General features: G+C 66.4%; 10 protein-coding genes. 4 read left to right on the top strand and 6 right to left on the bottom strand.

Annotated elements, in window-relative coordinates; translation table 11 throughout:
* Positions 1-31: 31 nt before the first annotated feature.
* The gene (locus NKF27_RS08310; protein WP_231498637.1) at positions 32-517 is read right to left on the bottom strand and encodes a hypothetical protein; all 486 of its coding nucleotides are present in this window, start codon (positions 515-517) and stop codon (positions 32-34) included.
* Between the two features lie 305 nt (positions 518-822).
* On the opposite strand from NKF27_RS08310, the gene NKF27_RS08305 reads away from it, so the two are divergent.
* Positions 823-2,544, top strand: coding sequence for a proline--tRNA ligase (locus NKF27_RS08305; protein WP_108447716.1), 1,722 nt, complete (start codon positions 823-825; stop codon positions 2,542-2,544).
* 167 nt (positions 2,545-2,711) lie between these two features.
* On the opposite strand, the gene ccoM is transcribed toward NKF27_RS08305, so the two are convergent.
* From ccoM to rfaH, 3 genes are all read right to left on the bottom strand, one after another.
* Positions 2,712-2,825 (bottom strand): cytochrome c oxidase subunit CcoM, encoded by a 114-nt coding sequence (gene ccoM, locus NKF27_RS21155; RefSeq protein ID WP_286985057.1) that lies wholly within the window; start codon positions 2,823-2,825, stop codon positions 2,712-2,714.
* Positions 2,826-3,020: 195 nt separating this feature from the next.
* On the bottom strand, positions 3,021-3,527 hold the full coding sequence (locus tag NKF27_RS08300) for a peptidylprolyl isomerase (protein WP_222516999.1): 507 nt from the start codon (positions 3,525-3,527) through the stop codon (positions 3,021-3,023).
* A gap of 22 nt (positions 3,528-3,549) precedes the next feature.
* Positions 3,550-4,092: a transcription/translation regulatory transformer protein RfaH gene (gene rfaH, locus NKF27_RS08295; RefSeq protein ID WP_045994239.1), complete on the bottom strand. Its 543-nt coding sequence runs from the start codon at positions 4,090-4,092 to the stop codon at positions 3,550-3,552.
* 215 nt (positions 4,093-4,307) lie between these two features.
* On the opposite strand from rfaH, the gene NKF27_RS08290 reads away from it, so the two are divergent.
* Positions 4,308-5,684, top strand: a complete 1,377-nt coding sequence (locus NKF27_RS08290) for an MFS transporter (RefSeq protein WP_253556025.1) — start codon at positions 4,308-4,310, stop codon at positions 5,682-5,684.
* A gap of 215 nt (positions 5,685-5,899) precedes the next feature.
* Here NKF27_RS08290 and NKF27_RS08285 read toward each other — a convergent pair whose 3' ends face one another.
* Both NKF27_RS08285 and NKF27_RS08280 read right to left on the bottom strand, forming a co-directional pair.
* Positions 5,900-7,741: an SEC-C metal-binding domain-containing protein gene (locus NKF27_RS08285; RefSeq protein WP_253556024.1), complete on the bottom strand. Its 1,842-nt coding sequence runs from the start codon at positions 7,739-7,741 to the stop codon at positions 5,900-5,902.
* Between the two features lie 68 nt (positions 7,742-7,809).
* Positions 7,810-9,054 carry an AarF/ABC1/UbiB kinase family protein gene (locus tag NKF27_RS08280; protein ID WP_253556023.1) on the bottom strand — a complete coding sequence of 415 codons (1,245 nt, stop codon included), beginning with the start codon at positions 9,052-9,054 and terminating at the stop codon, positions 7,810-7,812.
* 206 nt (positions 9,055-9,260) lie between these two features.
* Between NKF27_RS08280 and NKF27_RS08275 the strand changes: the two genes are divergently transcribed.
* The gene (locus NKF27_RS08275) at positions 9,261-11,195 is read left to right on the top strand and encodes a DNA topoisomerase III (protein WP_253556022.1); all 1,935 of its coding nucleotides are present in this window, start codon (positions 9,261-9,263) and stop codon (positions 11,193-11,195) included.
* Complete coding sequence (locus NKF27_RS08270; protein ID WP_253556021.1) at positions 11,192-12,205, top strand: ketopantoate reductase family protein; 1,014 nt, start codon at positions 11,192-11,194, stop codon at positions 12,203-12,205. The genes NKF27_RS08275 and NKF27_RS08270 overlap by 4 nt, the downstream gene beginning before the upstream one ends.
* Positions 12,206-12,547 lie beyond the last annotated feature (342 nt).

Raw genomic sequence — 12,547 nt, 5'->3', positions numbered from 1 at the left:
GGTGCTGCGCGCGCACCCGGCGTGATCGATCTCAGCCGTCCAGCGACACGCTGTCGGGCGAGGTACTGGCTGGCAAGGCACGGGCTGGCAAACCACGGCCAGCGTGGGTCGCCTCGTCACTGGCCATGCGCACCATGGCCAGGGCCTCATCCAGGCTCTCGACCTGCTCGACACGCACCAGCTCGTCGCTCAGCTTGACCTCGGTACCGACACGTTCGCTGACCAGCCGCTCGAGGCTCGCCAGATCGCGTCCCTCGCCCATGGGCAGAGAATCGACGCTGGCGGAGCCCGTACCCGGCAGGTAGATGGTGCCGTTGGAGAAGTCCACCGCGTAGGCGATCACCCCGGGCACGATAAAGAACAGCAGGCCGACGCCGTTGGCCACCGCCACCACCGGGTCGATGCGACCACTGATCTGCCCCTTGCGTTCAGGGTGAAAGACGGTGCCGCAGCCGACGAGCGAGGTCAGGGTGGTGGCAAGCACCAGGCCGGTAAGCAGACGGGGCGGACGCAGCATGAACAACTTCCTCTTGCAGTAATCTGGCGTAAATGACGGAAAGCGGTGCCGACAACGACTCGACCGCTGCCCAGCATGATAAAACTCATGCGCATCCTACCACGTTCGCCACCCTTCGCTCCTTGTCGCCACCAACGGTGGCGGTTGCTTTTGCCGGCATGACACCTTCCCCGTACAATGCACGTCACTTTCATGGCCGGATGCGAGTCGCCGAGGATGCCCCTCGACGGCCATCGACGGGACAGCCTGCTGTCCTGCTCGCCTCCAGCGCTTACCAGACTCGATGTGAAGGAACCTGCGGACCCATGCGCGCCACCGAACTTCTGATCAGTACCCTGAAGGAAACTCCTGCCGACGCCGAGGTCATCAGCCACCAGCTGATGCTGCGCGCGGGCATGATTCGCCGCCTCACCTCCGGCCTGTACACCTGGCTGCCGCTGGGCCTTCGCACCCTGCGCAAGGTGGAGCGTATCGTGCGCGAGGAGATGGACCGTGCCGGCGCCCAGGAGCTGCTGATGCCGGCGGTGCAGCCGGCCGAGCTGTGGCAGGAGTCCGGCCGCTGGGAGCAGTACGGTCCGGAACTGCTGCGCCTGAAGGATCGACACCAGCGTGACTACTGCGTCGGCCCGACCCACGAAGAGGTGATCACCGACCTGGTACGCAAGGAGATCGCCAGCTACAAGCAGCTGCCGGCCAACTTCTACCAGATCCAGACCAAGTTCCGTGACGAGATCCGTCCGCGCTTCGGGGTCATGCGCTCGCGTGAGTTCATCATGAAGGACGCCTACTCCTTCCACCTGGACGAGGCCTCGCTCAAGGACACCTACCAGAAGATGTACGACGCCTACGTGCGCATCTTCACTCGCCTGGGTCTCGACTTCCGTCCGGTGATCGCCGACAACGGCTCCATCGGTGGTACCGGCTCCCACGAATTCCACGTACTGGCCGACTCCGGCGAGGACGATATCGTCTTCTCCACCGAGTCCGACTACGCCGCCAACATGGAAAAGGCCGAGGCCCTGCCTGCGCCCCTGGACAGCGATGCCCGCCGCGCCGAGCCCACCGAGGAGCTGAGGCTGGTCGACACCCCCAACGCCAAGACCATCGCCACCCTGGTCGAGCAGCACGGTCTGCCCATCGAGAAGACCATCAAGACCCTGATGGTGCACGGCCACGAGGGCGGCCTGGTGGCGCTGCTGGTGCGCGGTGATCATGAGCTCAACGAGGTCAAGGCCGAGCACCTCGAGGAGGTGGCGACGCCGCTGACCATGGCCAGCGAAGAAGAGATCCGCGCCGCCGTGGGCGCCGGCCCCGGCTCGCTGGGCCCGGTGGGGCTCGAGATGCCGATCGTCATCGATCGCAGCGTGGCGCTGATGAGCGACTTCGGCGCCGGTGCCAACGTCGACGGCAAGCACTACTTCGGCATCAACTGGGAGCGCGACGTGGCCCTGCCAAAGGTCGCCGACCTGCGTAACGTGGTCGAGGGTGACCCGTCACCCGACGGCAAGGGCGTGCTGTCGATCAAGCGCGGCATCGAGGTAGGCCACGTGTTCCAGCTCGGTCGCAAGTACAGCGAGGCCATGAACGCCACCGTGCTGGGCGACGAAGGCAAGGCGGTTCACCCCTGGATGGGCTGCTACGGCATCGGCATCACCCGCGTGGTGGCCTCTGCCATCGAGCAGAACCACGACCAGGGCGGGATCATCTGGCCCGACGCCATCGCCCCCTTCCATATCGCCATCGTGCCGATGAACGCCCACAAGTCCCAGCGTGTGCGCGAGACCAGCGAGCGCCTGCACGACGAACTCAGCGCCGCCGGCTTCGACGTGCTGCTGGATGATCGTGATCTGCGTCCCGGCGTGCGCTTCGCCGATCAGGAACTGATGGGCCTGCCCCATCGGCTGGTGGTGGGCGATCGCAGCCTCGACAAGGGTGAGCTCGAGTACAAGGGTCGCCGTGACAGCGAGGCCACCATGGTGCCCGCCGACGAGATCGTCGAGTTCCTCAAGCAGCGCATCGCCCTTTAAGGCCCCGCCTGGCGCGCCGCGGCTTGTCGCGGCGCGCCTGGCAGGCGGGTCCAGAGGAATTCAGGCGAGTTCAGGTGATCTCAGAAGCAATAAACCAAAAAAAACCGACCCCGAAGGGTCGGTTGAAAAAGGGGGATGACTCCCCCTCCCCTGACGCTGGTTGACGACTATCGCTTGCGACGGTGAGCGTCGCGGATGATAAAAGCGATCCAGCCGGCCATGAAGGCCACAGAGAGAGCGACGGCACCCAGCCCGAAAATGACGGCGTTGTCGACGTACATGGCGCTGTCCTCCTGTCTCTGTGTCGATGAATTCATGGTACCCGGTCGGCCCTTGAATTGTGCTGACCTGCGTCAAGGGTGACCGCGAGACATCGGCCCGCCATGACGACGAAAAAGCCGCCTTCAACAGGCGGCTTTTTCGTCGTTGCTGGCACTCTTTCAGCGATAGCGCCTCCAGCTACCACTGCCGGGACCCTAGAGGACCTTGCGGTCCTCCACCTCGGAGGCCTCGGTGCCGGGCGGCAGAGGGTGCCCCTTGGCCAGTTCGGCGCGGGTGGCCTGGCGAATTTCGAGCACCTCGAGGCGATACGACAGGGTCTCCCCGGCCAGGGGGTGGTTGGTGTCCACCACCACGCTGTCCCCCTTGACCTCCACCACGCTGACGATCTGCGGGCCGGCATCGCCGGGGGTCTGGAAGCACATGCCGGGGCGCAGATCGGTGCCGGGAAAGGCCTGGCGACCCACCTCGCGCACCAGCGACTCGTCGCGCAGGCCGTAGGCCTCGGCCGGGGACAGGGTGACGCTGAGGCGGCTGCCGACCTCGGCGTCGACCAGGGCGCGCTCGAGGCCTTCCATCAGGTTGCCGTGACCGTGCAGATACTCCAGCGGCTCATCGCGCTTCCAGGAATCGTCCAGGACGTCGCCCTGCTGGTTGCTCAGGACATAGTGCAGACGCACCACACACTGGGGAGAAATTCTCATCTCGGGCTCCTTGGGGTCGACATCAGTCCTGGCGCTTGAGCGCGGCGACGGGCATTTCCAGGCGCTGCTGGCGATGCAGCATGTTGAGCAGCACGATCGCCCGCTCTTCGCCCTTGTGGCTCTCGAACACCGCCTTGAGGTCCTTGAAGGGTCCGTCGGTGATCTCCACCGACTCTCCGGCCCGGAAGTAAAGCTGGCCAGGATCGTCGTCCTTGGCTTCGCCGTGCTGGCGCAGCAGGTCGATCAGCTCATCGCTGACCGGCACCGGCATCGACAGCCCGAAGGTCACGATCTTCAACACTCCGCGGGTCGAGCGAATCGGGCGCCAGTTGCTCTCGACCTGGTCGAGCCGCAGAAACAGATAGTAGGGGAACAGCGGCTCCTCGACCCAGGTCAGCTTGTTGCGGCGCTTCTTCTGCACCTCCAGCACCGGATGAAAGAGCTCGTATCCCTGGTTGGCCAGATGCTCGGCGGCCCGGAACGACTCTCCGCCCTTGCACTGGACCACGTACCAGCGCGGAGTGGCATCGCCCCCCAGGCCCGCCTCGATATTGCTGTGACTCATGTGACTCCTTCCAGACTCAACCACCACCAGCCACCAAGCCGGCAGTATCGCCTGTCATTGACGCGGTTCCCGGTGCGTTGCCGACGACCCTTGATGATCACCGCTGGTATCGCCCCTGCGGCTTTGCAACAATTCGTCGAGACGCACCGAGATGTTGCGCGCATTTTACCATTCGGAAGGCGGCCTGTGGCCGACCAACTGCAAGGAGGCTATCCATGCCCACCTCGTCCGGCCAGCATCCCTGGGTCGACGCCCTGCGCGTCTACCTGCGATTACCCGTGCTGGCCATGCTGTTTCTGGGCTTTTCTGCGGGCCTTCCCTTTCTGCTGGTGTTCTCCACCCTGACCACCTGGCTGCGTACCAGCGGGGTCGAGGTCGCCGCCATCGGTTTCTTCTCGTGGATTGGACTGCTGTACTCGATAAAGTTCTTCTGGGCACCGGTGGTGGACGCCTTCCGCCTGCCGCTGCTGACCCGCCTGCTGGGCCAGCGGCGCAGCTGGATGCTTGCCGGCCAGGCGCTGATCATGGGCGGCCTGCTGGGCCTTTCGTCACTCGACCCGGCCTCCCAGCTCGGCGCGGTGGCGCTGTTTGCGCTGATGGTGGCCTTCGGCTCGGCCACCCAGGACATCGCCATCGACGCCTTTCGTATCGAGTCGGCCGAGGACGAGGTCCAGGCGGCGATGGCCTCCACCTACATCATCGGCTATCGCGGCGGCCTGATCATGGCCGGTGCAGGGGCGCTGTATCTGGCGTCGGCCTTCTCCTGGCAGGTGTCCTACCAGTGCATGGCGGCACTGACGGCGGTGGGCATGATCACCGTACTGCTGCGTCCCGAGCCGCCGCGCCAACCGCTGGCCAGTCGCCTGGCCAAGGAGCCCCGGGTGCGCGCCTTCCTGCGCGCCAGCCGCGGCCGGCCCGCATGGGTCCGGCGCACCGGCGCCTGGTTGATCGGCTCCGTGGTCTGCCCCTTTCTCGACTTCTTCGGGCGCTTCGGACTGGGCGCACTGGGACTTTTGCTGTTTATCGGCATCTATCGCATCAGCGACCTGGCGATGGCCTCGATGGCCTATCCGCTGTACGTCGACCTGGGCTTCAGCCTCGACACCATCGCCACCGTGACCAAGGTGTTCGGCGTCATCATGAGTCTCGTCGGTGGGTTGGTCGGCGGGGTGCTGGTGGTGCGCTACGGCATCGGACGCATCCTGGTGCTCGGCGCTACGGCCACCGTGCTGACCAACCTGATGTTCGCCTGGCTGGCGCTCAGTGGCGCCCAGCACTCGCTGCTGGTGCTCACTATCGTCGGCGACAATCTCAGCAATGGCCTGGCAAGCGCAGTGTTCATCGCCTTCCTGTCGAGCCTGACCTCGCGGGCCTACACGGCCACCCAGTACGCCCTGTTCTCGTCGTTGATGACCCTGCCCGGAAAGTTCCTGTCAGGCTTTGGCGGGCTGGTGGTGGAGGGAATGGGCTACCCGAGCTTCTTTGTGCTGGCCTCGGCGCTGGGCGTACCGGCCATCCTGATGGCGCTGTGGGTCTGGCGACACCATGTGCGCGAGCCAGGGGATCACGCCGTCAGCCTCGACAAGCCATGACGCCATCGATGCAGCGTGCATAACCAAAAGAGGGCCGACGTTGTCGGCCCTCTTTTTCCATGGTGCTTCAGCGTTTGGCCCCGTAACTGGGGGTCTGAGTAGACCTTCGGCGCTACGCGCCCCCAGTCTCAGCCGGAGCCGTTTCCAGCGCAGGCAGCGATCACCCCCCATTGCTGAAGCCGCCTTGTAGTGCGCCCCTTGAGCGGGGCTTGCGATCAACCGCGCCGTCCGCTGCGCTCTTCCAGCCAGGCCAGCGCGCCCGGTGTGCTGCGCCACTGATCGCGCATCAGGGTACGGTACTGCCAGGCCTCGGCGCGGGTGCCGGGCTCGGCCAATTGGCCATTGCCGGGGGTGGCGCCACGTTTGGGGTTGTCGCTGCAGAGAAGCGCCACCGCGTGGGCGTTGTGGCGCTGGGCGCTCTCCAATGCCAGGGCCGCGTCGTCGAGCTGGCCCAGTCGGTACAGCGCCAGCACCTGCCCCATGTACATGCCCAGCAGCGGCGTCTCGTCATCGGCAGGACCGACCTCCAGAGCCTGGCGGCTGATCTCCAGCGCCTCGTCGTCGCGGCCTTCACGCAGCAACTGGTCGAGCACCAGCTCGCGCAGCCCCAGACTGTCCTGCTTGTCCAGCGACAGCAGCAGTTCGGCCAGTTCCCGCGAGTGCTGGCGGGAGCCGCGTTCCATGCCCACCACCAGCGCAAGCCCCGCCCGCAGAAGCTGGGCGTTGTCTTCCTGGTCCCACTGGAAGGCGCCGTCGCCACTCTGACGAATCTGCAGAAGCCAGCGTTCGAGACGCTCGGCCAGGGGCTCGAACAGGCTCGGCGCCATCCACGGCAGACTGCCGAAACGGCTGGTCAGCGCCAGCGACACCGACTGCAGCACCGCCGGTGAATCAAGCTGTTCGGGGTTGGCACACAGTGCCGGCAACCAGGCTGCGGCATTGAACCACGGATCTCCGAGAAAGTCCATCGGCGCATCCGGGTCCACGTCGACCTGGAAACCCTCCTGGAAGGCGGCGAACAGCGTGTCCTCCCGCGCCGTGGAGCGATACAGCAACTGCCCGTCTTCCTCCACCACCTTGATCGGCGGGGGCGGCGGCAACTCCGCCAGCAGGGTCTGCAGGCCCACCAGGGGCTCGCCGAGATCCTCTTCGGCGCACAGCAGCTGATCGGCCAGGGTGGCACCCGGGTTGTCGGCCAGGTCGGCCAGGAACTGCAGCTGGTCGGGGTCGAGATCACCCTGGCGGGTCAGCCGCCGCAGCCAGAAGCGCGAGCGCTCCATGGCCTCCTCGTCGTGGCCCTCGTGGAGCAGCAGCATGGCCTCGATATAGGCCAGGGTCGGCGAATCGGGAAGGGCCTGCTGGGCACGCACGAAGGCCGAGCGAGCACTGTCGAGATCGTCGTTGTCCAGGTGCATCAGACACAGCCGCTCCAGCGCCACGCCACGCAGGAACATCGGTCCCCGCTCCAGCACCTCGTCCAGCAGCGCCTCGCGCTTGCGGTGGAAACCGCGCTCCTGGAAAAGGTCCAGCAGGATCTCGAAGGCGGGCTCGGCCTGTTCCGGCAGGCGCTCCCAGTCGGCATTGTCGAACAGTGACTCGAGGATCTGCTGGGCACGTCCTCGCTGGCCCGATTCGGCGGCGATCAGCCCTGCCTCCAATAGCGCCTGGGCAGGGGCGCGACCACTGGCCAGGGCAGCCTTCAGCGTCTCCCCTTTCCACTCCCTCAGCGACAGCATCCACATCAGATGAGGCGGCAGGTGACCGGGCAGGCTGACGGCGCCGCAGCACTGCTTCATCTTGCGTCCAGAGTCGCACCAGCAAGGTTCGTTGCGGCCAGGGCGTGCCAGGGTTTCACAGGCGAAGTCGAGACGTGCCAGGGGCGTCTGGGACCACAGTTCGGGAGCCAGCGCCTGGGCCAGGGCCTTGTCACCGCCCACGCAGGCAGGCCCCTCCTCGCGCGCCCAGCTCATCAAGCTCGGATAGCGTTCATCCTGCCGAATGGCTGCCAGGGCGCCCGCGGCAAAACCCAGCAGTTGATCCACCCATAACGCCAGCATCGCTATCTCCCCGAAATTGAAAACGGCACAGTCTAACAGTGCATGCACCGGCTGGGCAGACCCGCGCCTCAGACGGCGTAGGCTTCCAGCAACTGTGCACTCCGTGAATGCATGTCCAGGCGCCCCTCGAGCCGCACCAGGTTCCAGTAATGACCATTAAGCGTACGCGCCAGCAACAGCATGCCGGCAGGGGGCTGCAGGCGGTCCAGCGCGCCCCACACCCGGGGGCTCAGCTCGCGCAGACGCCGATGCACCCGTACATCGCCGAAGTCCTGCTCACCGGGCGCGAACAGCGGCGACACCGCTTCCGCGGATTCGCGATACAGCGCCAACGGCGCGCCCTCTCCCTGTCGACCGCCGAGCCCGCGCACGGCCTCATCCATGGCCATGGGGTCACCGTCCAGGGTTGCCCCAAGCAGCGCCACCAGACCGGCCAGCCGCTCCCGGGGGACCGCGATCACGGCACCCAGGTCATACACCACCAGCCGGCCCTGTTCATCGACGGCAAAATTGCCGGCGTGGGGATCGGCGTGCAACTCGTGGTGGGTGAACAGCTCCTCGGTGATCCAGTCCGCCAGGGTGCGCGACACCCGCTGCCGCAGGGCATCGTCGGCACCTTCGAGGTCACGCAGGGGCGTCCCCGGCAGATACTCCATCGCCAGCACCCTTGGACTACTGAGCTCCTTCACGGGCTTCGGCATCACCAGGTCGGGGTGATCGGCATAGCGCCGCCGGTAGCGCTCCAGTGCGTCCGCTTCGGCGCGATAGTCGAGCTCGCGCCGCAGTCCATCGGCGAGTTCGTCGAACAGAGCATCGAGGCGTGCCTGGGACACCTTGAGCCAGCGACCCAGTCGCAGCAGCCTTCTGACCTGCACCAGGTCCTGTTCCAGCACCCGATCAAGCCCCGGGTACTGCACCTTGAGCACCAGGGTACGACCGTCCCGGGTCCAGGCTCGATGCACCTGTCCCATGGAGGCGCTGGCAAAGGGCTCGGGCTCGATCTCGTCGAACAGGGCATCGAGGTCGCCGAGCTCTGCCTCAAGCGCCACCTTGATCTCGGCCCAGGGCACCGGTGCAGCATCCTTCTGCAGCCGGGCAAGCTCTTCGGCCAGGGCCGGGGGCAGCAGGTCATCCCACTGGGACATGACCTGAGCGATCTTCATCGCCGGCCCCTTGAGCTCGGAAAGGCCTTCAAACAGCGACTCGCCGAGCGCCTGCCAATCGGCCTTGCCGCCGATTCTCGAGCGCAGCAGGGTCGATCCGGTACGAGCGGACAACCCGAGCATCCGGCGTGTCCGGCCTGACTGACGCATGCTGCCTCCTGCCCGTACGGGCGCCCTGCAAGATGCTGGCAACGCTGGCCTCACCGGGAGGATAGCGCGTCACAAGACGGTCACCTTACCCGCATCTGCACACAAAAATGATATAGGACTTGTACACTTTTCACTCCATGGTACACCTGGCATCTCATCACACATACTGGAAGAATATCCAGACGATTCACCCGCACCGGTGCGCTATGCGATTGATCATTGCGGAAAAACCGAGCCTGGCTCGCTCCATCGCCGAGGCGCTGCCCGGGGCAGCACAGAAAAAAGACGGCTACCTGTCCGTCGGCGACACCGAGGTCACCTGGTGCCTCGGCCACCTGCTGGAACAAGCCCCACCGGATGCCTACGACCCGGCCTTCAAGCCCTGGCGACGCGACCACCTGCCCATCGTGCCCGGTCAGTGGAAGCTGGTGCCCAGGCCCAAGGCCCGCGGTCAGCTGTCGGTGATTCGTGCGCGCCTGAAACAGGCACGCCAACTGGTGCACGCCGGCGACCCCGACCGCGAGGGCCAGCTGCTGGTCCAGGAGGTGATCGAGCACCTGGGCTGGAAGGGGCCCGTCCAGCGTCTGCTGATCAACGACCTCAACCGGCCTGCGGTGGCTCGAGCACTCGGGCGGATCGAGGACAATGCCAGGTATTACCCGCTCTACCGCGCCGCCCAGACCCGCGCCCGCGCCGACTGGCTGTACGGCATCAACCTGACCCGCGCCTGGACCCTGATCGGCCGCCAGGCGGGCCACGATGGCGTGCTGTCGGTGGGGCGCGTGCAGACGCCGGTGCTCGGCCTGGTGGTGCGCCGCGATGAGGAGATCCGTCATTTCACGCCCTACCCCTTCTATGTGCTGTGGGCTCACCTGCGCGTCGGCGCCGGCACCTTGAAGGCCTGGTGGGTCCCCGGCGAGTCCCATCGCCTGGACGAGCGCGGTCGGCTGCTCGACGCCGCTCCTGCTCAGACGCTGGCAGAGCGCCTGCCGGGTGCTGAAGGCCAGGTGAGCAGCGTGGACTCCCGTCGTCGTCGCCAGCCGCCGCCCTTGCCTTACTCTCTGTCGGCGCTGCAGGTCGATGCGGCACGCCGCCACGGGCTCTCGGCCAAGGCGGTGCTGGACATCTGCCAGCGCCTTTACGAGCGCCATCAGTTGATCACCTATCCGCGCTCGGACTGTCGCTACCTGCCGCGTGAACACCTGGCGAGCCTGCCGGGCCAACTGGCCAGCGCCTGTCGCGATGACACCACCCTGTACGGTTGGCTGGCCAACGCCGACATGGGGCTTCGCTCACGCGCCTTCGACGACGCCAAGGTCGGTGCCCACCACGCCCTGGCCCCCACCGGCAAGCCCTTCGTTGCCGAGCGCCTGTCGCGTCAGGAAGCCGACGTCTACCGTCTGATCGCGCGCAACGTGATGGCCCAGTTCTATCCGGCGCTGGAAACCCAGGAGGTGAAGGCCGAGTTCCGCCTGCTGGACGAGCGCTTCCAGGCCTCCGGCCAGACGCTACTGGTGCCCGGCTGGAAGCCCCTGTTCACCACCCGTGACGAGCCACCGCCGTTGCCGGCGCTGGTCGAGGGCGAGGCCTGTCAGGCACTGGAGGCCCAGGTCGAACAGCGCGAGACGCGCCCACCGGAGCCGTTTACCGATGCCAGCCTGATCAAGGCCATGATGAATATCGCCCGCTACGTGGAGGACCCCGAGGTACGCCGCACCCTCAGGGAAACCGACGGTCTGGGTACCGAGGCCACCCGTGCCGGCATCATCGAAACGCTGCTGGAGCGCGGCTATCTGGTGCGCAAGGCCAAGGCGCTGCGCGCCACACGCCTGGGGGTGGGTCTGATCCACTCGCTGCCCGAAGCGGTCAGCCGCCCGGAGCGCACCGCCCTGTGGGAACAGCGGCTGGAAGGCATCGCCGAAGCCCAGGCCGAACCGGAACCCTTCGTCGCCCAGCTGGTCGAGGACCTTCGCACGCTGGTGGGCAGCGCCGACAGTCAGCGGCTGAGTGCCGCCCTCGGCGCCGCCCAGGGCGAGTCGCCGGAAGCCGGCCCCGCCAGCAAGCGAGGCCGCCGCACCAACTCGCCACGCCGCAGCGCCGGGCGTAAACGCCGCCCCTCCCGTAAAGGCAGCACCACATGACCACACTGATCATCGGTCCCGGCGCCATCGGCCGCCTGCTGGCCTGTCGGCTTGCCGCTGGCGGCCAGAGCGTGCGCCTGCTGGGGCGGCGACCGCTGCCGACGATCCAGACCCTGACCTCACCGGATGGCACGACCCAGCGCCTTGAACTGGCCACCACCACCGAGCCACGCCTTGCCTGCGTCGATGTCGACCAGGTCATGCTGACCACCAAGGCCTACGCCGCCAGGGCAGCCTTCGCTGCGGTGGCCGACCGTCTGCCTGCCGCCACACCGCTGGTGCTGTGGCAGAACGGGCTGCGCGTGCAGCGACCCTTGACCGATACCTGGAGCGGGCCGGTGCTGTGCGCCTCCACCACCGAGGGCGCCTTTATCGAGGCGGACGACAGCGTCGTCCACGCCGGCCAGGGTCAGACCGTCATCGGTCATCTCGACGGTGGCCTCGACGGCCATCCAGGCGAAGGCCACGGCCCCCACACCCACCCCCTCCGGACTGACGCTCTCCAGACCCAAGCCCTCCAGACCCAAGCCCTGGCCAGATCACTGGCCACCACCCTGAGCGCCGCCGGCCTGGCCACCGAGGCGGTGGACGATATCGCCACCCGGCTGTGGCACAAGCTGGCGGTGAACGCCGCCATCAACCCCCTGGTGGCACGCTACCGACTGCGCAATGGCGAGCTGCGCGGGCATCCTTACCGCGACATGGTCGACGCCACCGTCGACGAGGTGGCGCAGATCCTGGCGGCACTGGAGATTCCCGCTCCCGCCATCGACGTTCCCTCCATCAACATTGCTGCCAGCGACGTCAACGATGGCAACCGCTCCTGGCGCGCCCTGGTCTGGCAGGTCATCGAGCGGACCGCCGCCAACCGTGCCTCGATGCTGCAGGATATCGAGGCCGGCCGGCCCACCGAACACGACGCCATCCTCGGCCCGCTGCGCGAGTCCGCCACACGCCTGGGCCTCCCTTGCCCCCAGCTCGACGCGCATTGGCGCTTTCTGAATGCCTGAAACGAGCAAACCCAGGCTGGCGGTACACAAAAGCGATTGCTATTTTAACGGTTGGCAGTGATTCGACTCCCACCTGAATATCGACTCGAATCACCTTGCCGGGCCGGCCCTCGAACAAGTCCGTGTCCCCGCATACGGTCTTGCCTCGGGTCTTGCCTCGGAGAGCCATGTTCACTACGAGCTGCGTTCACGCTGCGCCGTGTTCTCGATCAGCCTCGGTCAAAATGAGCCGCGTCAAGATTGAGAGCCAAGGTGAGAGCTGAGGTTGCTGAGATTTAAGTTGGCTGAGTCTAGAATTGAGTGCCGAGCCCTTGAATAAAACCGAAGCATGATCGATCAGGT

The sequence above is a fragment of the Halomonas sp. DN3 genome (genome assembly GCF_024137905.1).
GTDB lineage: Bacteria > Pseudomonadota > Gammaproteobacteria > Pseudomonadales > Halomonadaceae > Halomonas > Halomonas litopenaei.
The sequence above is the reverse complement of the archived record's forward strand: the minus strand, read 5'-3'. Positions and strand labels throughout refer to the sequence as shown.

What these genes read in the sequence shown, in the direction of transcription:
- NKF27_RS08310 (WP_231498637.1), bottom strand. Translation starts at nt 517, where the DNA reads ATGCTGCGTCCGCCCCGTCTGCTTACCGGCCTGGTGCTTGCCACCACC.
- NKF27_RS08305 (WP_108447716.1), top strand. Translation starts at nt 823, where the DNA reads ATGCGCGCCACCGAACTTCTGATCAGTACCCTGAAGGAAACTCCTGCC.
- ccoM (WP_286985057.1), bottom strand. Translation starts at nt 2,825, where the DNA reads ATGTACGTCGACAACGCCGTCATTTTCGGGCTGGGTGCCGTCGCTCTC.
- NKF27_RS08300 (WP_222516999.1), bottom strand. Translation starts at nt 3,527, where the DNA reads ATGAGAATTTCTCCCCAGTGTGTGGTGCGTCTGCACTATGTCCTGAGC.
- rfaH (WP_045994239.1), bottom strand. Translation starts at nt 4,092, where the DNA reads ATGAGTCACAGCAATATCGAGGCGGGCCTGGGGGGCGATGCCACTCCG.
- NKF27_RS08290 (WP_253556025.1), top strand. Translation starts at nt 4,308, where the DNA reads ATGCCCACCTCGTCCGGCCAGCATCCCTGGGTCGACGCCCTGCGCGTC.
- NKF27_RS08285 (WP_253556024.1), bottom strand. Translation starts at nt 7,741, where the DNA reads ATGCTGGCGTTATGGGTGGATCAACTGCTGGGTTTTGCCGCGGGCGCC.
- NKF27_RS08280 (WP_253556023.1), bottom strand. Translation starts at nt 9,054, where the DNA reads ATGCGTCAGTCAGGCCGGACACGCCGGATGCTCGGGTTGTCCGCTCGT.
- NKF27_RS08275 (WP_253556022.1), top strand. Translation starts at nt 9,261, where the DNA reads ATGCGATTGATCATTGCGGAAAAACCGAGCCTGGCTCGCTCCATCGCC.
- NKF27_RS08270 (WP_253556021.1), top strand. Translation starts at nt 11,192, where the DNA reads ATGACCACACTGATCATCGGTCCCGGCGCCATCGGCCGCCTGCTGGCC.